Origin of the sequence: Kitasatospora sp. NPDC048715 (assembly GCF_043198905.1) — a bacterium.
Lineage (GTDB): Bacteria > Actinomycetota > Actinomycetes > Streptomycetales > Streptomycetaceae > Kitasatospora > Kitasatospora lactacystinica.
In genome coordinates, this window is record NZ_JBICVH010000014.1 from 174,505 (window position 1) to 195,331 (window position 20,827).

A 20,827-nucleotide genomic window follows, 5' to 3' on the forward strand; every position below is an offset into this window, starting at 1 on the left:
CCGCCGACCGCACATCGGCGCCCCGGCCCTTCGACCACCCCACGAAGCAGAAGAACAAAGGGACTGAAGCACCATGACTGACGCACTGAAGCGCCTCAGCGACGAAGGCGTTGCGATCTGGCTGGACGACCTCAGCCGCAAGCGGCTGAACTCCGGCAACCTGGCCGAACTGGTGCAGAACAAGCACGTGGTGGGCGTGACCACCAACCCGACCATCTTCCAGAAGGCCATCGCCGGCTCCGGGGACGACTCCTACGACGGCCAGCTGCGCGACCTCGCCGTCCGCAAGGTCACCACCGACGAGGCGATCCGCATGATCACCACCTCGGACGTGCGCGACGCGGCCGACGTGCTGCGCCCCGTCTACGACGCCTCCAACGGCCGCGACGGCCGGGTCTCCATCGAGGTCGACCCGCGCCTGGCGCACGAGACCGCCACCACCGTGGCCGAGGCCAAGCAGCTGTGGTGGCTGGTCGACCGCCCGAACGTCTTCATCAAGATCCCCGCCACCAAGGCCGGCCTGCCCGCGATCGCCGAGGTCATCGGCAGGGGCATCAGCGTCAACGTCACGCTGATCTTCTCGCTGGAGCGCTACAAGGCCGTCATCGACGCCTACCTGACCGGCCTGGAGGCCGCCAAGGCCAAGGGCCTGGACCTCTCCCAGATCGAGTCGGTCGCCTCCTTCTTCGTCTCCCGCGTGGACACCGAGATCGACAAGCGCCTGGACAAGATCGGGGGCGAGGCCAGGAACCTGCGCTCCAAGGCCGCGCTGGCCAACGCCCGCCTCGCCTACCAGGCGTACGAGGAGGTCTTCGGCAGCGTCGACGGCAAGACCGCCGGCAGCGCCCGCTGGAGCGCCCTGGAGGCCGCCGGCGCCAAGCCGCAGCGCCCGCTGTGGGCCTCGACCGGCGTCAAGGACCCGGCCCTGCCGGACACCCTGTACGTCACCGAGCTGGTCGCCCCCGGCACCGTCAACACGATGCCCGAGGCCACCCTGGAGGCCACCGGCGACCACGGCGTGGTCACCGGCAACACCATCGTCCCCAACTACGCCGACGCCAAGGCCGTGCTGGACGCGATCGCCGCGGCCGGCGTGGACTACGACGACGTCGTCCAGCTGCTGGAGGACGAGGGCGTCGAGAAGTTCGAGCAGTCCTGGAACGAGCTGCTCGACACCGTCACCGCCTCGCTCGCTTCCTTCGCCGACGAGAAGTGACCCCTGCTCACAGCCAGCGCACGAAAGCGGAGCCCATCAAGTGAGCACTGATTTCCCCGAGTTGACACCGGAATCGGACGCGGACGATCTCCCGCCCACCCCCGTCAACCCGCTTCGTGACCCCTCCGACCGACGGCTCCCGCGCATCGCGGGGCCGTCCGGTCTGGTCATCTTCGGGGTCACCGGCGACCTGTCCCGCAAGAAGCTGATGCCGGCCATCTACGACCTGGCCAACCGCGGTCTGCTTCCGCCGGGCTTCTCCCTCGTCGGCTTCGCCCGCCGCGAGTGGGACGACGAGGACTTCGCCAAGGAGGTCCACGACGCCGTCCGGGACCACGCCCGCACCCCGTTCCGGGAGGAGGTCTGGCAGCAGCTCGCCAAGGGCATGCGCTTCGTCCACGGGACCTTCGACGACGACGACGCCTTCGACAAGCTGCGCGAGACCATCGAGGAGCTGGACAAGGCCCAGGGCACCGGCGGCAACTTCGCCTTCTACCTGTCCGTCCCGCCGAAGTTCTTCCCCACCGTCGTCCAGCAGCTCAAGAAGCACGGCCTGGCCGACCCGCCCTCCTCGCCCGCCAACGGGCAGGAGGGGACCGGCAGGACCTCCTGGCGCCGCGCGGTCATCGAGAAGCCCTTCGGCCACGACCTGGAGAGCGCGCAGGAGCTCAACAAGGTCGTCCACGAGGTCTTCCCCCGGGACGAGGTCTTCCGGATCGACCACTACCTGGGCAAGGAGACGGTCCAGAACATCCTGGCGCTGCGCTTCGCCAACCAGATGTTCGAGCCGATCTGGAACCGGTCGTACGTCGACCACGTGCAGATCACCATGGCCGAGGACATCGGCATCGGCGGCCGGGCCGGCTACTACGACGGCATCGGCTCCGCCCGTGACGTGATCCAGAACCACCTGCTCCAGCTGATGGCGCTCACCGCCATCGAGGAGCCGGCGTCCTTCCACCCCAAGGCGCTGGTGGCCGAGAAGCTCAAGGTGCTCAGCGCCGTGAAGCTCCCGGCCGACCTCGGCCGGCACACCGTGCGCGGCCAGTACGCGTCCGGCTGGCAGGGCGGCGAGGAGGTCGTCGGCTACCTGGACGAGGACGGGATCGACCCGGACTCCAAGACCGACACCTACGCGGCCATCAAGCTGGAGATCAACAACCGCCGCTGGGCGGGCGTCCCGTTCTACCTGCGGACCGGCAAGCGCCTGGGCCGCCGGGTCACCGAGATCGCGGTCGTCTTCCAGCGCGCCCCGTACCTGCCGTTCGACTCCTACGCGACCGAGGAGCTGGGGCAGAACGCCCTGGTCATCCGGGTCCAGCCGGACGAGGGCGTCACCGTGCGGTTCGGCTCCAAGGTGCCGGGCACCTCCTTCGAGGTCCGGGACGTGACGATGGACTTCGCCTACGGCGAGTCCTTCACCGAGTCCAGCCCGGAGGCGTACGAGCGGCTCATCCTCGACGTGCTGCTCGGCGACGCCAACCTGTTCCCGCGCCACCAGGAGGTCGAGCTCTCCTGGCAGATCCTCGACCCGATCGAGAAGTACTGGGACACCCACGGCAAGCCCGCCCAGTACGCGGCGGGGACCTGGGGCCCGGTCGAGGCGGACGAGATGCTCGCACGAGACGGCAGGAGCTGGCGCCGGCCATGAAGATCGACCTCACCAACACGACGTCCAGCAAGATCAACGCCGCGCTGATGGAGGCGCGCCGGGCCCGCGGTTCCGGCGCCGCCGGCATGGTGCTCACCCTGGTGATAGTGACCGACGAGGGCAGCGCCTACGACGCCCTCAAGGCCGCCAACGACGCCTCCCGCGAGCACCCGATGCGCACCCTCGCGGTGATCAAGCGCGCCGGGCGCTCGCCCCGGGCCCGCGCCGAGACCCGGCTGGACGCCGAGATCCTGGTCGGCTCGGACGCCGGCTCCGGCGAGACGGTCGTCCTGCGGATGCACGGCGAACTCGCCGCGCACGCCCAGTCGGTGGTCCTGCCGCTGCTGCTGCCGGACGCCCCGACCGTCGTCTGGTGGCCGGACAACGCGCCGCTGCACCCGGCGCAGGACCCGCTGGGCTCGATCGCCCAGCGCCGGATCACCGACGCCGTCACCGCCGAGTCCCCGGTCGGCCAGCTCGCCCAGCGCGCGCAGAGCTACACCCCGGGCGACACCGACCTGGCCTGGACCCGGGTCACCGGCTGGCGCTCGATGCTGGCCGCCGCGCTGGACCAGCGGCCGTCCACGATCGTCTCCGCGGTGGTCGAGGGCGAGTCCTACAACCCCAGCGTCGAGCTGCTCGGCCTCTGGCTGACCAACCGGCTGCACGTGCCGGTCGAGCGGGTCGTCACCAACGGCCCCGGCATCACCGCGGTGCACCTGCGCACCAAGGACGGGGACATCACCCTGGACCGCCCGGACGGCCTGCTGGGCACGCTCTCCATGCCCGGCTCGCCGGACCGCCAGGTGGCGCTCAAGCGGCGCGAGACCTCGGAGCTGATCGCCGAGGAGCTGCGCCGCCTGGATCCGGACGACATCTACGCGACGGCCGTGCGCACGCCCGTCGACCAGCTGCACGAGCCGGCCAACGCCGAGACCGCGGCGGCGGAACGGGTCGCCCGGGAGGTCGCCGAGGACGCCGTCGAGGAGGCCGCCGAGGCCGCCGTGGCCAACCCGGACCGGGTGACCGCCGGGACGGCGGACCGGAAGCCCGCCCGGAAGGCCGCCGGCAAGCGCGCCACCAAGGAAGGCGCATGACCAACGCGACCCCCCAGCTCGTCGTCCACCGGGACAAGGAGCTGATGGCCCAGGCGGCCGCGGCCCGGCTGATCACCCGGATCGTGGACGCCCAGGCCGCCCGCGGCAGCGCCTCGGTGGTGCTCACCGGCGGCCGCAACGGCAACGCCCTGCTGGCCGCGATCGCCGCCTCCCCGGCGCGCGACGCGGTCGACTGGGGCCGGCTGGACCTCTGGTGGGGCGACGAGCGCTTCCTGCCCGCCGCCGACCCGGAGCGCAACGCCGTCCAGGCGCGCGCCGAACTGCTGGACGCCGTCCCGCTCGACCCGGCGCGGGTGCACGAGATGCCCGCCTCGGACGGGGTGGACGGCTCGGACGTGGAGGCCGCCGCCGCCCGCTACGCCGAGGAGTTGGCGAAGGCGGCCGGCCCGGGCGACCGGCTCGGCGTCCCGGCCTTCGACGTGCTGCTGCTCGGCGTCGGCCCGGACACCCACGTCGCCTCGCTCTTCCCCGAGCACCCGGGCGTGCGGGAGACCGAGCTGACCGTGGTCGGCGTGCGCGGGGCCCCCAAGCCCCCGCCGACCCGGGTCTCGCTCACCCTCCCGGCGATCCGCACCGCCCGCGAGGTCTGGCTGCTGGCCGCCGGGGAGGACAAGGCGGGCGCGGTCGCGCTGGCGCTGTCCGGCCCGGGCGAGCTCCAGGCGCCCGCCTCCGGCGCGTACGGCCGCGGCCGCACCCTGTGGCTGCTGGACCGCGCCGCCGCGGAGCGGATCCCGCCGCAGCTCTACCCGCCGGCCTCCGCGTAGCCGGCCCGGCGACGCCGAAGGGCGCCACCGTCACTCGACGGTGGCGCCCTTCGTGCTGTTTGCCGTTGCGTTCGGACCGTTGCGCCGGACTCAGATCTCGCCGCGGAGCTTCGCCAGCGCCTCGGCCAGGATCGCCTCGCCGTCGGCGTCGGTGCGCCGCTCACGGACGTAGGCGAGGTGGGTCTTGTAGGGCTCGTTGCGCGAGGGCGCCGGCGGGTTGTGCTGGTCCTGCCCCGCGGGGAAGCCGCAGCGCGGGCAGTCCCAGGTGTCCGGGATCGCCGCTTCGGCGGCGAAGCTGGGGCGGGTCTCGTGCTTGTTCGCGCACCAGAAGGAGATCCGGTTGCGCGGGGCGGACTCGCCGCGTTCCGCCTCGCCCATCGGGCCGGCCCCGACCCTGCTGCCACGGATGGCATTGCCACTTGCCACGGTCTGACTCCCTGCGTACTGGTGCGCCGACCCGCCGCGGTGCGCGTCGGTGGCGAAAGTCGTCCTAGTGTAAGCAGGAGTTAAGCATCCGCCACCATCGCCTCCGCACCCGACCGTCCCAGGATAGGCGCTCGGGCGACGGGGCGTCAGGGATACGTCAGACCGAGGTCTTCATCAGCAGGCCGAGGACGATGATGGACGCGAACCATCCCACGCCGACCACGATGGTGATGCGGTCCAGGTTGCGCTCGGCCACCGCCGAACCGCCGCCGGTGGACATCGCGCCACCGCCGAACATGTCCGACAGGCCGCCGCCCTTCCCCTTGTGCAGCAGCACCAGCAGGATCATCAGAAGACTGAAGATGATCAGGGCAATCGAGAACCCGAGAACCACGACGGGACCAACTCTCTCGTATCTTCGGCGAAGGGGCCGGGCCGCGTACGGCGGTCCGGCCCCAAAGCCTACGTTGCTGCGGCGGCGTTAGCCTACTGCCTGCTCACGGTAGCGCACGATCTTGACGAACTCGTCGGCGTCCAGCGAGGCACCGCCGACCAGGCCGCCGTCGATGTCGGGCTTGGCCATCAGACCGGCCGCGCTCGACGACTTCACCGAACCGCCGTACAGCACCCGGACCTTGCCGGCCAGCTCGGCGTCGTACAGCTCGGCGATCCGCTTGCGGATGGCGGCGCAGACCTCCTGCGCGTCCTCCGGGGTGGCCACCTCGCCGGTGCCGATCGCCCAGACCGGCTCGTAGGCGACCACGATCGACTCGGCCTGGTGGGCCGGGACGTCGGCCAGGCCGCCGTCCAGCTGGGCCAGGGTGTACTCGACGTGGGTGCCGGCCTTGCGGATCTCCAGCGGCTCGCCGACGCACAGGATCGGGGTGACCCCGGCCCGGTAGGCGGCCTTCACCTTGGCGTTGACGATCTCCTCGTTCTCGCCGTGGTACTGGCGGCGCTCGGAGTGGCCGATCACCGCGTAGGTGCACTGGAGCTTGGCCAGCATCGGGCCGGAGACCTCGCCGGTGTAGGCCCCGCCGTCGTGCTGCGAGATGTCCTGCGAGCCGTACTTGATCTTCAGCTTGTCGCCGAAGACCAGGGTCTGCACCGAGCGCAGGTCGGTGAACGGCACCAGGACGGCGACCTCGACGGCCTCGTAGTCCTTGTCGGCCAGCGCGAAGGCCAGCTTCTGGGTGTGCTGGATGGCCTCAAGGTGGTTGAGGTTCATCTTCCAGTTGCCCGCCATCAGCGGGAGACGGTCGGTCATGTGTGTCAGTCCTCCAGTGCGGCGAGACCGGGGAGGGTCTTGCCCTCCAGGTACTCGAGGCTGGCGCCGCCGCCGGTCGAAATGTGTCCAAAGGCGTTCTCGTCGAAGCCCAGGATGCGGACGGCCGCGGCGGAGTCGCCGCCGCCGACCACGGTGAACGCGTCGCTGTCGAGCAGGGCCTGCGCGACGGCCTTGGTGCCGTTCGCGTAGTCCGGGTGCTCGAAGACGCCCATCGGGCCGTTCCAGAACACCGTGCCCGCGTCGGCCAGCTTGGCCGCGTACAGCTCGCGGGTCTTCGGGCCGATGTCCAGGCCCTCCTGGTCGGCCGGGATGGCGTCGGCGTCGACGGTCGTCGGGTTCGCCGGGGCCTTGGTCTTGAGGTCCGGGAACTCGGCGGAGACCAGGACGTCCGTCGGCAGCACGAACTCGACGCCCCGCTGCTCGGCCCGGGCCAGGTACTCCAGGCAGACCGGGATCTGGTCCGCCTGCAGCAGCGAGATGCCGACCTCGTGGCCCTTGGCCTTGAGGAAGGTGTACGCCATGCCGCCGCCGATCAGGATCCGGTCGGCCTTCTCCAGCAGGTTGTCGATCACGCCGAGCTTGTCGGAGACCTTGGCGCCCCCGAGCACGACGACGTACGGGCGGGCGACGTCCTCGGTGAGCTTCTTCAGCACGCCGACCTCGGTGGCGATCAGGTCGCCGGCGGCGTGCGGCAGCAGCGCCGGCAGGTCGAACACCGAGGCGTGCTTGCGGTGCACGGCGCCGAAGCCGTCGCCCACGTACAGGTCGGCCAGCGCGGCCAGCTGCTCGGCGAAGGCCTTGCGCTCGGCGTCGTCCTTGCTGGTCTCGCCCGCGTTGAAGCGCAGGTTCTCCAGCAGCGCGACCTCGCCGTTCGCCAGCGCGGCGGCGGTGGCGGTGGCGCTGTCGCCGACGGTGTCGGTGGCGAAGGCGACGTCCTTGCCGAGGATCTCGCCGAGGCGCTCGGCCACCGGGGCGAGCGAGAACCGCGACTCCGGCTCGCCCTTGGGGCGGCCGAGGTGCGAGGCGACGACGACCTTCGCACCGGCCGCGGCCAGCTTGGCGATGGTCGGCGCGACGGCGCGGATGCGGCCGTCGTCGGTGATCGTGGCGCCGTCCAGCGGCACGTTCAGGTCGGCGCGCACGAAGACGCGCTTGCCTTCGACACCGGCTTCGATGAGCTCTTCGATGGTCTTCACGGGGATTCGGTTTCTCCTGGGGAGATGGTTGATGCGCAGAGGCGGCACGGCGCAGGGGCCGCCTGAGAAGTCCTTGAGCGCGGAACGAGGGCCCGGTCGGCACCGTACGCCGTCCGGGCCCTCGCCCCTACATCACGTCAGCTCCCGCAACGTCAGAGCTGCCCGCCGACGAGGGCGACCAGGTCGACGACGCGGTTCGAGTAGCCCCACTCGTTGTCGTACCAGCCGAGCACCTTGACCTGGTTGCCCTGGACCATGGTGAGCTGGCTGTCGAAGATGCACGAGGCCGGGTCGTTCACGATGTCCGAGGAGACGATCGGGTCCTCGGTGTAGGCCAGGATGCCCTTGAGCGGGCCCTCCTGCGCGGCCTTCTGGAAGGCGGCGTTGACCTCGTCCTTGGTGACCTCGCGCTCCAGGGTGACGACCAGGTCGGTGATGGAGCCGGTCGGGACCGGGACGCGCAGCGAGGTGCCGTCCAGCTTGCCCTTCAGCTCCGGCAGGACCAGGGCGGTCGCCTTGGCGGCGCCGGTCGAGGTCGGGATGATGTTCTGCGAGGCCGCACGAGCACGGCGCAGGTCCTTGTGCGGGAAGTCCAGGGTCACCTGGTCGTTGGTGAACGCGTGGACGGTGGTCATCAGACCCTTGACGATGCCGAAGCTCTCGTTCAGCACCTTCGCCATCGGCGCCACACAGTTGGTGGTGCAGGAGGCGTTGGAGATGATGTGGTGGTTGGCGGCGTCGTACTTCTCGTCGTTGACACCCAGGACGATGGTGACGTCCTCGTCGGTGGCGGGCGCCGAGATGATGACCTTCTTCGCGCCGGCGGCGAGGTGCTTCTTCGCGGCCTCGGCCTTGGTGAAGATGCCGGTGGACTCGACGACGATGTCGGCGCCCAGGGCGGCCCACGGAAGGTTCGCGGGGTCACGCTCGGCGGTCACCTTGAAGGTGTGGCCGTCGACGGTGATGCTGTCCTCGGTGTGCGAGACCTCGGCCTGGAGGGTACCCAGGGTGGTGTCGTACTTGAGCAGGTGAGCCAGGGTCTTCGTGTCGGTGAGGTCGTTGACACCGACGATCTCGATGTCCGCGCCCTGGGCCTTGACCGCGCGGAAGAAGTTGCGGCCGATGCGGCCGAAGCCGTTGATGCCTACCCGGATCGTCACGAACCGATCTCCTCGTTAGGTACGCCGGGCGCGAGGCCCGGCGGGATGAGATTTGGGAAGTCCCCGACCGCCTATGACCCTACCCCTCCGGGGCCTGGGACGGCACATCGCGCCGCCTGGTGAGACCGGGCGTGGCGTGCCCCAAACCCCATTTCAGGCCGTCCGGCCCAGGCCTGCCGGGCAGTTGGCCCCAGGTCAGTGGTCTCTACCAATTCGGGAGTGTCGCGGCTGTCCGGAAACGACCGCGGCCGGCGCCCGGAAGTCCGGGCACCGGCCTGTCGTGATCACGGAGCGTGAGCGTGGGCGTCAGCTCATCGCCATCTCGGTCAGTTCATCGCCATCTCGTCGGTGAGGCTGGCCTCGGTGCTCGGCAGGCCGAGCTCGGAGGCCCGCTTGTCGGCCATCGCCAGCAGGCGGCGGATCCGCCCGGCCACCGCGTCCTTGGTCAGCGGCGGGTCGGCGAGCGCGCCCAGTTCCTCCAGCGAGGCCTGCTTGTGCTGCATCCGCAGCTGGCCGGCCGCGGCCAGGTGCTCGGGCACCTCGTCGCCGAGGATCTCCAGCGCGCGGGCCACCCGGGCGCCGGCCGCCACCGCGGCGCGGGCCGAGCGGCGCAGGTTGGCGTCGTCGAAGTTGGCCAGCCGGTTGGCGGTGGCGCGCACCTCGCGCCGCATCCGGCGCTCCTCCCAGGCGAGCACCGACTCGTGCGCGCCGAGCCGGGTCAGCAGGGCGCCGATCGCGTCGCCGTCGCGGATCACCACCCGGTCGACGCCGCGCACCTCGCGGGCCTTGGCCGGGATGCCGAGCCGGCGGGCGGCGCCGACCAGGGCGAGGGCGGCCTCCGAGCCGGGGCAGGTGATCTCCAGCGAGGAGGAGCGGCCCGGCTCGGTGAGCGAGCCGTGCGCCAGGAAGGCCCCGCGCCAGGCCGCCTCGGCATCGCAGGTGGCCCCGGAGACGACCGCCGGGGGCAGGCCCCGGATCGGACGGCCGCGGCCGTCCACGAGCCCGGTCTGGCGCGCCAGCAGCTCGCCGTCCTTGACCACCCGGACCACGAAGCGGCTGCCCCGGCGCAGTCCGCCGGGGGCCATCACCACCAGGTCCGAGGAGTGCCCGAAGATCTCCAGCAGGTCCTTGCGCAGCCGCCGTGCCGCCGCTCCGGTGTCCAGCTCCGCCTCGATCACGATGCGGCCGCTCACGATGTGCAGCCCGCCCGCGAACCGCAGGATCGCCGACACCTCCGCCTTGCGACAGCAGGCCCGGGTGACCGGGAGCCGGCTGATCTCGTCCTTCACCGCTGGAGTCATCGCCATGGCCCGATCCTTCCATGTGTCCGGAAAATCCGGTCGTACGCTGCCGCCAACAGCTCGGGGTCGTGTCGCGGCGTCCCGTCGGCGCGGGCCACCGAGCCGAGCACCAGAGCCGCTCCCATCCGTTCGGCGGCCTTCTCCAGTCCGTCCAGGTCGGCCTGGCCGAAGGCCCCGCCGGTGACGGCGCGCTCGTCCACCAGGATCGCATCCACGGCGAGGTCCGGAGCGTGGTCGGCGATGACCTCCAGGTGGCGCTGCGGCGTGAAGCCCTCGGTCTCCCCCGGCTGGGGGGCCAGGTTCAGGGTGAGCAGGCGGCGGGCGCGGGTCTCGGTGAGCGCCGCGGCCAGCTCGGGCACCAGCAGGTGCGGCAGCACGCTGGTGAACCAGGAGCCGGGGCCGAGCACCACCCAGTCCGCCTCCCGGACGGCGGTGACCGCCTCCGGGACGGCGGGCGGCTCGTCCGGCAGCAGCCGGATCGACTGCACGGTGCCCGGGGTCACCGCGACGTCGGCCTGGCCGCGCACGGCCGTGACCTCGCCGGGGCGCGCCGGGTCGTGGCCGCGGACGGTCGCCTCGATGTCCAGCGGCACCGCCGACATCGGCAGCACCCGGCCCTGCACGTTGAGCAGCCGGCCGACCCAGTCCAGGGCCGCCACCGGGTCGCCCAGCTTCTCCCAGAGCGCGACGATCAGCAGGTTGCCCACCGCGTGGCCGCCGAGCTCGCCGTTGCCGGTGAAGCGCTGCTGGATCACCTCGGACCAGGTGCGGCCCCAGTCGTCGTCCCCGCACAGCGCGGCCAGCGCCTTGCGCAGGTCGCCCGGGGGCAGCACGCCCAGCTCCTCGCGCAGCCGGCCGCTGGAGCCGCCGTCGTCGGCGACGGTGACCACGGCGGTGAGGTCGCTGGTGAGCCGGCGCAGCGCCGACAGCGAGGCCGACAGGCCCTGCCCGCCGCCGAGCGCGGTGATCCTCGGGGCCGGATTGGCGCGGGCGGGACTGCTGCGCGGACGGCCCGGCGCCGTGGGCCGGGCCGGGCTGCCCGCCCGGTCACCGGTCCTGCTCTGCGGCTGTCGCCCGGGCACGTATCCCGCCACACTCACCTCGCGTTCCTCGGCCCGCCGACCGCTCCGCCGGCGGGCCCGGCAGGGAGGCGGCGGTTACTCCCGTCCCATGTCACGGTGGACGAGCACCGTCTCGACTCCGTCGGCGATGAGACGCTTGGTCAGACGCTCGGACATGGCGACGCTGCGGTGCTTGCCACCGGTGCAGCCTACGGCAAGCGTCATGTAGCGCTTCCCCTCGCGGCGGTATCCCTCGGTGATGATGCGCAGGAGCTGGGCGTAACCGTCCAGGAACTCGTTGGCTCCGGGCTGCTGGAAGACGTAGTCGGCGACGTCCGCGTCGGTGCCGGTGCGGGCCCGCAGTTCGGGCACCCAGTGCGGGTTGGGCAGGAAGCGGCAGTCCACCACGAGGTCGGCGTCGACCGGCAGGCCGTACTTGAATCCGAAGGACATCACGGTGGCGCGCAGCTCGGGCTCGTCGTGGTCGGCGAACTGGGCGTCCAGCTTGGCGCGCAGCTGGTGCACGTTGAGGTTGGAGGTGTCGATCACCAGGTCGGCCTCGCCGCGCAGGTCGCGCAGCAGGTCGCGCTCCTGGGCGATGCCGTCCACGATCCGGCCGTCGGCCTGCAGCGGGTGCGGGCGGCGGACGCTCTCGAAGCGGCGCACCAGCGCCTCGTCGGAGGAGTCCAGGAAGACGACCCGGAGCCGGACCCCGCGCTTCTCCAGCTCGTCCAGCGAGGTGAGCAGGTCGTCGAAGAACTGCCGGCCGCGGACGTCCACGACCACGCCGATCCTGGCGACGTTGCCCTGGGAGCGCGCGCCCAGGTCGACCATGGTCGGGATCAGGGCCGGCGGCAGGTTGTCCACCACGAACCAGCCGAGGTCCTCCAGGCACTTGGCCGCGGTGGAGCGGCCGGCTCCGGACATCCCGGAGATGATCACCAGCTCCGGCGCGTTCTCGGCCACGTCTGACACGGTCACTTCGGTTCCCCGCTCTCGGTCTTTCTGCTGGGGAGAACGCGTACGGCTCGGCCGCCCTTCCCCGGCCCGGGCAGGCGGGCGGGGCCGGGGCACACCGGCTGACGGGCGGCGTCGGCCGTCATGGCGTCTCCTGGGATGGTGCGGTCTGGGGTGCTGCTGCCACCGGCTCGGCGGCCTGCTCGGCCCCGTCCTCGATGATCTCGCCGGTCGCGGTGTTGACCGCGGGTGCGACGGGTGTACGGGACGACAACGCCTCCGCAACAGTCTGCGCGGTGCGGCGTCCGATGCCGGGTACCTCGCAGAGCTCGTCCACGGTGGCGGCCCGGAGCTTCTTCAGCGAGCCGAAGTGCTTGAGCAGCGCCCGGCGGCGAGTCTCGCCGAGGCCCGGGACGGAGTCCAGTTCCCCGGCGGTGAGTCGCTTGGAACGCTTGTTGCGCTGATAGCTGATCGCGAAGCGGTGCGCCTCGTCGCGGACCCGCTGGAGCAGGTAGAGGCCCTCGCTGGAGCGGGGCAGCACCACCGGGTCGTCCTCGCCGGGCAGCCAGACCTCCTCCAGGCGCTTGGCCAGGCCGCACAGCGCGACGTCGTCGATGCCGAGCTCGTCCAGGGCGCGCTTGGCGGCGGCGACCTGCGGCTGCCCGCCGTCGACGACCAGCAGCTGCGGCGGGTAGGCGAAGCGCTTGGGGCGGCCGTCCTCGTCCCGGGTGCCGCCGGTGCCGGTGTCCGGGTCGGTGCCGCCGCCCGGGTCGGTGCCGGTGTCGTCCTCCTCCGGGACGGCCCACTCGCCGGTCCGCTCGCGCTCCTGGAGGTAGCGGCGGAAGCGCCGGCCGATCACCTCGTGCATCGAGCGGACGTCGTCCTGCCCCTCGAAGCCCTTGATCTGGAAGCGCCGGTACTCGCTCTTGCGGGCCAGGCCGTCCTCGAAGACGACCATGGAGGCGACCACGTCCTCGCCCTGGAGGTGGGAGATGTCGTAGCACTCGATGCGCAGCGGGACGGAGTCCAGCTCCAGCGCGTCGGCGATCTCCTGGAGGGCGCGGCTGCGGGTGGTGAGGTCGGAGGCGCGCTTGGTCTTGTGCAGTGCCAGCGCCTGCTGGGCGTTGCGCTGCACGGTGGCCATCAGGTCCTTCTTGTCGCCGCGCTGGGGGACGCGCAGGTCGACCTGGCTGCCGCGCAGGCCGCTCAGCCACTCGCGGACCGGCTCCGCCGGGGCGGGCAGGGCGGGGACGAGCACCTCGCGGGGGACGGACTCGCCGCCGCCGTAGAGCTGCTGGAGGGCGTGCTCGACCAGGCCGGCGGTGTCGACGTCCTCGACCTTGTCGGTGACCCAGCCGCGCTGGCCGCGCACCCGGCCGCCGCGGACGTGGAAGATCTGCACGGCGGCTTCGAGCTCGTCCTCGGCGAGGGCCAGCAGGTCGGCGTCGGTGGCGTCGGCGAGCACGATGGCGTTCTTCTCCATCGCGCGCTTGAGGGCGCCGATGTCGTCCCGCAGCCGGGCCGCCTTCTCGTACTCCAGCTCCTCGGCGGCCTCCTGCATCTGTTCTTCCAGCCGGCGCAGGTAGTTGCCGGTGCGCCCGGCCATGAAGTCGCAGAAGTCCTCGGCCAGCGCGCGGTGTTCGTCCGCCGAGACCTTGCCGACGCAGGGCGCGGCGCACTTGCCGATGTAGCCGAGCAGGCAGGGCCGGCCGACCTGGCGGGCGCGCTTGAAGACGCCGTTGGAGCAGGTGCGGACGGGGAAGACGCGCAGCAGCAGGTCGACCGTCTCGCGGATCGCCCAGGCGTGCCCGTACGGGCCGAAGTAGCGCACGCCCTTCTTGTGCGCCCCGCGCATCACCTGGACCCGCGGGTACTCCTCGTCGAGGGTGACGGCGAGTTCCGGATAGCTCTTGTCGTCGCGGTACTTGACGTTGAACCGCGGGTCGAACTCCTTGATCCAGGAGTACTCCAGCTGGAGCGCCTCGACCTCGGTGCCGACCACGGTCCACTCCACCGAGGCGGCGGTGGTGACCATCGTCGCGGTGCGCGGGTGCAGACCGGCCAGGTCCTGGAAGTAGGACGACAGGCGCGGCCGCAGGCTCTTGGCCTTCCCGACGTAGATGACCCGGCCGTGGGCGTCGCGGAACCGGTAGACGCCGGGGGAGGTCGGGATCGCACCGGGCGCGGGGCGGTAGGTGCTCGGGTCAGCCATGGGTCCACCGTACCGAGTGGGGCCGGGGCCGCGGGGCGGAGATCGTCGGGGAGGACCGTGGTGGTCGGAAGGCGGTCAACTGGGTCAGCTCGGGGTCACCTTGAGGTTGCCGCCCTCGACCGTGACGGTGTAGGCGGGCAGCGGGGAGGGGGCCGGTCCGTCCAGCACGGAGCCGTCGGCGATGGCGAAGCGGCTGCCGTGGCAGGGGCACTGGATCTGGTTGTTCTTCACCTGGTCCACGAGGCAGCCGGCGTGGGTGCACCGGGCGTTGAACGCCTTGTACTGGCCGGCGGTGGGCTGGGTCACCACGATCTTCTGCTCGCGGTAGACCTTGCCGCCGCCCTCCGGCACGGCCGAGGCCGGGCCGAGGTCGACCGGGCCCTTGGGGGCATTGTTGCCGGAGGAGGCGGAGGAGCTGCACCCGGTGACCGCCACGGTGCCGCCGGCCGCCAGGACGGCCGCGGCCCCGCAGATCAGGGTGCGGCGGGAGGCGGTGGGGCTGGTCTCGGGGGCCTCGGACATCGGTGTGCTCCTACGGTTGCTGCTGCGGCGAGGGACCACGGAATTCTATGCCGCGCCACCCCGCCGCTCCCGGGCCGCCCGGGGTGCGGCGGCGGGGAGCGGCGGGGTGGCCGGACGGGACTACTTCTTCGCGGCGGCCGCGCGCTTGCGCGGCGCCCTCTTCGCCGGGGCGGCGACCGGGGCGTCCGTGAAGTCGGCCGGCAGGATGTCCCGCAGGAACTTGCCGGTGTGGCTCTCCGGGACGGCGGCGATCTGCTCCGGGGTGCCCTCGGCGACCACCGTGCCGCCGCCGGAGCCGCCCTCGGGGCCCATGTCGACGACCCAGTCGGCGGTCTTGATCACATCGAGGTTGTGCTCGATGACGATCACCGTGTTGCCCTTGTCCACCAGCCCGCTGAGCACCTTGATCAGCTTGCTGATGTCCTCGAAGTGCAGGCCGGTGGTGGGCTCGTCCAGCACGTAGACCGTCCGCCCGGTGGAGCGCTTCTGGAGCTCCGAGGCGAGCTTGACGCGCTGCGCCTCACCGCCGGAGAGGGTGGGCGCGGACTGGCCGAGCCGGACGTAGCCGAGGCCGACGTCGTTGAGCGTGCGCAGGTGCCGGGCGATCGCCGGGACGGCCTCGAAGAAGTCCAGGGCCTCCTCGATCGGCATGTCCAGCACCTCGGCGATGGACCTGCCCTTGTAGTGGACCTCCAGCGTCTCCCGGTTGTACCGGGCGCCGTGGCAGACCTCGCACGGCACGTAGACGTCCGGCAGGAAGTTCATCTCGATCTTGATGGTGCCGTCGCCCGAGCAGTTCTCGCAGCGGCCGCCCTTGACGTTGAAGGAGAACCGGCCGGGCAGGTAGCCGCGGACCTTGGCCTCCTGCGTCTCCGCGAAGAGCCGGCGGACGTGGTCGAACACGCCGGTGTAGGTGGCCGGGTTGGAGCGCGGGGTGCGGCCGATCGGCGACTGGTCGACGTGCACCACCTTGTCCACCTGGTCGGTGCCGGTGATCCGGGTGTGCCGGCCGGGCACGCTGCGGGCGCCGTTCAGCTCCCGCGCGAGGTGGGTGTACAGGATGTCGTTGACCAGCGTCGACTTGCCGGAGCCGGAGACGCCGGTGATCGCGGTGAAGGTGCCCAGCGGGAAGCCGACCGTGACGTCCTTGAGGTTGTGCTCGCGGGCGCCGTGGACGGTCAGCTGGCGCTTCTTGTCCCGCTCGCGGCGGGAGGCCGGGATCGGGATGGACCGCTTGCCGGAGAGGTACTGGCCGGTCAGCGACTCCTTGTTGGTGAGCAGCTGCTTCAGCGAGCCGGAGTGCACCACCTTGCCGCCGTGCTCGCCGGCGCCCGGGCCGATGTCGACCACCCAGTCCGCGGTCTTGATGGTGTCCTCGTCGTGCTCGACGACGATCAGGGTGTTGCCGATGTCGCGCAGCCGCACCAGCGTCTCGATCAGCCGGTGGTTGTCCCGCTGGTGCAGGCCGATGGACGGCTCGTCCAGCACGTACAGCACGCCGACCAGGCCGGAGCCGATCTGGGTGGCCAGCCGGATGCGCTGGGCCTCGCCGCCGGACAGGGTGCCGGCCGCGCGGTCGAGCGAGAGGTAGTCCAGGCCGACGTCGACCAGGAAGCGCAGCCGCTCGTTGACCTCCTTGAGGACCCGCTCGGCGATCTGCTTGTCCCGGGCGTTCAGCTTCATCGCGCCCAGGAACTCGGAGCAGTCGCTGATCGACATCGAGGAGACATCGGCGATCGACCTGCCCTCGACGGTGACCGCGAGCACCACCGGCTTGAGCCGGGTTCCCTGGCAGGTCGGGCAGGGCACCTCGCGCATGTAGCCCTCGAAGCGCTCGCGGCTGCTGTCGCTCTCCGCCTCGGTGTGCCGGCGCTGGATGAACGGGATCGCGCCCTCGAAGCCGGTGCTGTACGAGCGCTCCCGGCCGAAGCGGTTGCGGTAGCGGACCTCCACCTGGTGCTTGTGCCCGTACAGCAGCGCCTTCCTGGCCCGGGCGGGCAGCCCGGCCCAGGGGATGTCGGTGCGGAAGCCGAGCTCCCCGGCGAGCGCGTCGATCAGGCGCTGGAAGTACTCCTTGGCGTGCCCGGCCGACCACGGGTGGATCGCGCCCTCGTCCAGCGAGCGCTCGACGTCGGGCACGACCAGCTCCGGGTCGACCTCCATCCGGTTGCCCAGGCCCGAGCAGTCCGGGCAGGCGCCGAACGGCGAGTTGAAGGAGAACGAGCGCGGCTCCAGCTCCTCGAACGACACGTCGTCGTACGGGCAGTAGAGGTGCTCGGAGTACATCCGCTCGCGCTCCGGGTCGTCCTCGGGGAGGTCGACGAAGTCGAGCACGACCATGCCGCCGGACAGGCGCAGGGCCGTCTCCACCGAGTCGGTGAGCCGCCGCTTGGCGCTGTCCTTGACGGTCAGGCGGTCGATCACCACCTCGATGGTGTGCTTCTCCTGCTTCTTGAGCTTCGGCGGCTCGGCGAGCTGGATCGTCCCGCCGTCGACGCGGGCGCGGGAGTAGCCCTTGGACTGGAGGTCGGCGAAGAGGTCGACGAACTCGCCCTTGCGCTCGCGCACCACCGGGCTCAGCACCTGGAAGCGGGTGCCCTCGGCGAGCTCCAGCACCTTGTCCACGATCGCCTGCGGCGACTGCTTGGCGATCGGCCGGCCGCAGTGCGGACAGTGCGGCTTGCCGATCCGGGCGAACAGCAGGCGCAGGTAGTCGTAGACCTCGGTGATGGTGCCGACGGTCGAACGGGGGTTGCGGTTGGTGGACTTCTGGTCGATCGAGACGGCCGGGGAGAGGCCCTCGATGAAGTCCACGTCGGGCTTGTCCATCTGCCCGAGGAACTGGCGGGCGTAGGAGGACAGCGACTCGACGTAGCGGCGCTGGCCCTCGGCGAAGATCGTGTCGAAGGCGAGCGAGGACTTGCCGGAGCCGGAGAGGCCCGTGAAGACGATGAGGGAGTCGCGGGGCAGGTCGAGCGAGACGTTCTTGAGGTTGTGCTCGCGAGCACCGCGGACGATGAGGCGGTCGGCCACTGCTTCTGGCGCCTTTCTCCGGGGCGAGAGGGCTTGCGGTGAGTATCTGTACTTCTTCCAGGATGCGGCAGCCAGCCTATAGCTCAGACGTTCGAATATCGACTCTGTCCAGCGGAGACCACCCGAACGAGTGAGGGCCACCCCGGGGCCGTCCGTACCCGCACGGCGCGCATAGCCGAAAACCCCCTGCTCAGAGCCCGGATCCGGCGGTAGCGTCACCTGGTCAACGAGCGAAGCCCCCGCGGGCAACGCACCCTCTCGTCACAGAAGGCGGATTCGATGACCGACCCGCAGCCGACCGACCCGCACACCGCCGCCGCGGCCGCCGCCCGGCACCTGGCCGGGGTCGAGGAGAGCACCCGGCACCTGCTGCACACCGCGGCCGAGCTGAAGCCCGAGGCCCTCGCCGAGCCCTCCGCGCTGCCCGGCTGGACCCGCGGCCACGTGCTGGCCCACCTCGCCCGCAACGCCGACTCCCTGGTCAACCTGCTGACCGGCGCCCGCACCGGCACCGACGTCCCCCAGTACGCCAGCAACGAGGCCCGCGACCAGGAGATCGAGCGCGACGCGCCGCGCCCGCTGGAGGTCCAGCTCGCCGACCTGCGGGAGTCCCACGAGCGCTTCCTGGCCGCCGCCGCGCTGATGGACCCCGAGGCCTGGGCCGTCGGGGTCAGGCACCGCTCCGGCTACGTCTTCCCGGCCTTCGACATCCCCGGCAAGCGCGTGGTGGAGCTGGAGTTCCACCACGTCGACCTGGACGGCGGCTACACCCCGGCGCACTGGCCGCAGGAGTTCGCGGTCACCCGGTTCCGCGGGCTCGCCGAGGGGCTGGCCGGGGAGGCCGGCCTGCCCGCCGTGGAGCTGGTCGCCGACGACACCGAGGACCGCGCCGTGATCGGCACCGGCACCCCGGCCCTGACCGTCGAGGGCCCGGTCCGCGCGCTGACCGCGTGGCTCTCCGGCCGTTCCGCCGGCGACGGCCTGCGCCACACCCCCGGCACCACCCTCCCCCGGCTTCCCCCGATGGGCTGACGGCGCGAGGATGATCCCAGGATCCACTGGAGAGGGAGCGAACGGATGACGTACCACGGAGCGGTCAAGGTCGGCGGAGCGCCGGACGTGCGGGAGCTGGCCCACCTGATCATCACCAAGGTCGCCGTCGGCCCGTACGACAACAACGCCTACCTGCTGCGCTGCCGGGCCACCGACGAACAGCTCCTGATCGACGCGGCCGCCGACGCGCCGGTGCTGCTGGAGACCGTCGGGGACGACCTCGAAACGGTGGTCACCACCCACCGGCACCACGACCACTGGGGCGCGCTGGCCGAGGTGGTCGCCACCACCGGAGCCCGGACGGCCGCCGGCGAGCACGACGCCGAGGGCATCGACGTCCCCACCGAGCTGCTGCTCGCGGACGGTGCCGGGCTGCGGGTCGGCGAGGTCGAGCTCACCGTCCGCCACCTGGTCGGCCACACCCCCGGCGCGATCGTGCTGGTCTACGACGACCCCCAGGGCCACCCGCACGTCTTCACCGGCGACTGCCTCTTCCCCGGCGGCGTGGGCAACACCTGGGGCGACCCGGAGGCCTTCCGGACGCTCTACCGCGACGTCACCGAGAAGATCTTCGACGTCCTCCCCGACGAGTCCTGGGTCTACCCCGGCCACGGCAACGACACCACCCTGGGGGCCGAGCGCCCGCACCTCGACGAGTGGCGCGAGCGCGGCTGGTAGCCCCGCCCCGCCCCCGCCGAACGGCCGAGGCCCCCGCGACCGGAAGCGGTCGCGGGGGCCTCGGCGGTGCACCGGCCCGGTGCCTCGGGCGTCAGGCGCGTCGGGGCTCGGGCGTCGGGCGTCAGGCGTCGAGCTTCTCGCGCTCGGCCTGCTCGGCCTTCTTCGAGGCCCGCAGGCTGGTGAAGGTGGTGATCGCCAGGACCACCACGATGAAGCCCAGCGAGAACGGGATGCCGATCTCCGGGGCCCAGTCCGCGCCCGCCTCGTGGGCGGCGTGCAGCACCAGCTTCACACCGATGAAGCCGAGGATCACCGACAGGCCGTACGACAGGTGGACCAGCTTCTTCAGCAGGCCGCCGATCAGGAAGTACAGCTGGCGCAGACCCATCAGGGCGAAGGCGTTGGCGGTGAAGACCACGTACGGGTCCTGGGTCAGGCCGAAGATGGCCGGGATCGAGTCCAGTGCGAACAGCACGTCGGTGGTGCCGATCGCCAGCATGACGATCAGCATCGGGGTGATCAGCCGGCGGCCGTTCTCCCGGACGAACAGCTTGGTGCCGCGGTAGTCCTCGGTGGCCGGGAAGCGGCGGGTGATCGACTTGAGGACGCGGTTCTCCTCGAACTCCTCCTCGCCCTCCTCCTCGGCGCGGGCCTCCTTGATCAGCTTCCAGGCCGTCCAGATCAGGAAGCCGCCGAAGATGAAGAACACCCAGGAGAACTCGGAGACCAGGGCGGCGCCGCCGGCGATGAACACCGCCCGGAGCACCAGCGCGATGATCACACCGAACATCAGCACGCGCTGCTGGTAGATCCTGGGCACCGCGAACTTGCCCATGATCAGGATGAACACGAAGAGGTTGTCGACACTGAGCGACTTCTCGGTGATGTAGCCGGCGAAGAACTCACCCGCCGGCTGCGCACCGGAGTGCCACCAGAGGAAGCCACCGAAGAGGACCGCCAGGACGACCCAGACGGCCGTCCAGATCCCGGCCTCCTTGATCGAGACCTCGTGCGGCTTGCGCCCTCCGATGAAGAAGTCCGCCACGATCAGTGCGATCAGCACCAGGATCGTGGAGACCCACATGGTTATGGAAACGTCCACTACTGCTCCTCCGGCAGGTAGGCGAGACAGTCATCGTCACTGCCGGAGGTCTCTTCCGCCCATCGGGCCAGCGCCCCGGGGTGCCGCGA

18 protein-coding genes are annotated in these 20,827 nt (G+C 71.4%); 6 read left to right on the forward strand and 12 right to left on the reverse strand.

Annotated features, from left to right (window positions below; all coding sequences use genetic code 11):
• Nucleotides 1-73 precede the first annotated feature (73 nt).
• From tal to pgl, 4 genes are all read left to right on the forward strand, one after another.
• Nucleotides 74-1,216 carry a transaldolase gene (gene tal, locus ACGFSC_RS25760; RefSeq protein WP_359912937.1) on the forward strand — a complete coding sequence of 381 codons (1,143 nt, stop codon included), beginning with the start codon at nt 74-76 and terminating at the stop codon, nt 1,214-1,216.
• A 61-nt stretch (nt 1,217-1,277) separates the two neighbouring features.
• Nucleotides 1,278-2,867, forward strand: coding sequence for a glucose-6-phosphate dehydrogenase (zwf, locus tag ACGFSC_RS25765; RefSeq protein WP_359912954.1), 1,590 nt, complete (start codon nt 1,278-1,280; stop codon nt 2,865-2,867).
• Nucleotides 2,864-3,964: a glucose-6-phosphate dehydrogenase assembly protein OpcA gene (gene opcA, locus ACGFSC_RS25770; protein ID WP_359912934.1), complete on the forward strand. Its 1,101-nt coding sequence runs from the start codon at nt 2,864-2,866 to the stop codon at nt 3,962-3,964. The genes zwf and opcA overlap by 4 nt, the downstream gene beginning before the upstream one ends.
• Nucleotides 3,961-4,749 (forward strand): 6-phosphogluconolactonase, encoded by a 789-nt coding sequence (gene pgl, locus ACGFSC_RS25775; RefSeq protein WP_359912931.1) that lies wholly within the window; start codon nt 3,961-3,963, stop codon nt 4,747-4,749. The genes opcA and pgl overlap by 4 nt, the downstream gene beginning before the upstream one ends.
• Nucleotides 4,750-4,839: 90 nt before the next feature.
• Here the strand turns inward: pgl and ACGFSC_RS25780 are convergent, their stop codons facing one another.
• The 11 genes from ACGFSC_RS25780 to uvrA all read right to left on the reverse strand — a co-directional run bounded on the left by ACGFSC_RS25780 (nt 4,840) and on the right by uvrA (nt 17,905).
• Nucleotides 4,840-5,127 carry an RNA polymerase-binding protein RbpA gene (locus ACGFSC_RS25780; protein WP_030238413.1) on the reverse strand — a complete coding sequence of 96 codons (288 nt, stop codon included), beginning with the start codon at nt 5,125-5,127 and terminating at the stop codon, nt 4,840-4,842.
• Nucleotides 5,128-5,332: 205 nt separating this feature from the next.
• The gene (gene secG / locus ACGFSC_RS25785) at nt 5,333-5,569 is read right to left on the reverse strand and encodes a preprotein translocase subunit SecG (protein WP_359817184.1); all 237 of its coding nucleotides are present in this window, start codon (nt 5,567-5,569) and stop codon (nt 5,333-5,335) included.
• A gap of 87 nt (nt 5,570-5,656) precedes the next feature.
• Entirely contained in the window at nt 5,657-6,442 is a 786-nt protein-coding gene (gene tpiA / locus ACGFSC_RS25790; RefSeq protein WP_359912928.1) for a triose-phosphate isomerase, read from the reverse strand.
• A gap of 5 nt (nt 6,443-6,447) precedes the next feature.
• Nucleotides 6,448-7,659 carry a phosphoglycerate kinase gene (locus ACGFSC_RS25795; protein WP_359912925.1) on the reverse strand — a complete coding sequence of 404 codons (1,212 nt, stop codon included), beginning with the start codon at nt 7,657-7,659 and terminating at the stop codon, nt 6,448-6,450.
• Between the two features lie 152 nt (nt 7,660-7,811).
• A complete protein-coding gene (gene gap, locus ACGFSC_RS25800; RefSeq protein WP_359912922.1) occupies nt 7,812-8,819 on the reverse strand; it encodes a type I glyceraldehyde-3-phosphate dehydrogenase in 1,008 nt (335 codons plus the stop codon).
• Nucleotides 8,820-9,145: 326 nt separating this feature from the next.
• The gene (gene whiA / locus ACGFSC_RS25805; RefSeq protein WP_049649611.1) at nt 9,146-10,126 is read right to left on the reverse strand and encodes a DNA-binding protein WhiA; all 981 of its coding nucleotides are present in this window, start codon (nt 10,124-10,126) and stop codon (nt 9,146-9,148) included.
• Nucleotides 10,117-11,214, reverse strand: coding sequence for a uridine diphosphate-N-acetylglucosamine-binding protein YvcK (gene yvcK / locus ACGFSC_RS25810; RefSeq protein ID WP_380357305.1), 1,098 nt, complete (start codon nt 11,212-11,214; stop codon nt 10,117-10,119). Before yvcK ends, whiA begins: the two co-directional genes overlap by 10 nt.
• Nucleotides 11,215-11,277: 63 nt before the next feature.
• The gene (gene rapZ, locus ACGFSC_RS25815; RefSeq protein WP_359912919.1) at nt 11,278-12,162 is read right to left on the reverse strand and encodes an RNase adapter RapZ; all 885 of its coding nucleotides are present in this window, start codon (nt 12,160-12,162) and stop codon (nt 11,278-11,280) included.
• 118 nt (nt 12,163-12,280) lie between these two features.
• A complete protein-coding gene (gene uvrC, locus ACGFSC_RS25820) occupies nt 12,281-14,350 on the reverse strand; it encodes an excinuclease ABC subunit UvrC (protein WP_359912916.1) in 2,070 nt (689 codons plus the stop codon).
• Between the two features lie 84 nt (nt 14,351-14,434).
• Nucleotides 14,435-14,872 (reverse strand): Rieske (2Fe-2S) protein, encoded by a 438-nt coding sequence (locus ACGFSC_RS25825; protein ID WP_359912914.1) that lies wholly within the window; start codon nt 14,870-14,872, stop codon nt 14,435-14,437.
• A 120-nt stretch (nt 14,873-14,992) separates the two neighbouring features.
• On the reverse strand, nt 14,993-17,905 hold the full coding sequence (uvrA, locus tag ACGFSC_RS25830) for an excinuclease ABC subunit UvrA (RefSeq protein ID WP_359912911.1): 2,913 nt from the start codon (nt 17,903-17,905) through the stop codon (nt 14,993-14,995).
• Between the two features lie 279 nt (nt 17,906-18,184).
• Between uvrA and ACGFSC_RS25835 the strand changes: the two genes are divergently transcribed.
• Nucleotides 18,185-18,937, forward strand: coding sequence for a maleylpyruvate isomerase family mycothiol-dependent enzyme (locus ACGFSC_RS25835; RefSeq protein WP_359912908.1), 753 nt, complete (start codon nt 18,185-18,187; stop codon nt 18,935-18,937).
• 45 nt (nt 18,938-18,982) lie between these two features.
• The gene (locus ACGFSC_RS25840; RefSeq protein ID WP_359912905.1) at nt 18,983-19,636 is read left to right on the forward strand and encodes an MBL fold metallo-hydrolase; all 654 of its coding nucleotides are present in this window, start codon (nt 18,983-18,985) and stop codon (nt 19,634-19,636) included.
• Between the two features lie 121 nt (nt 19,637-19,757).
• On the opposite strand, the gene ACGFSC_RS25845 is transcribed toward ACGFSC_RS25840, so the two are convergent.
• Entirely contained in the window at nt 19,758-20,738 is a 981-nt protein-coding gene (locus ACGFSC_RS25845) for a TerC family protein (protein WP_359915326.1), read from the reverse strand.
• Nucleotides 20,739-20,827 lie beyond the last annotated feature (89 nt).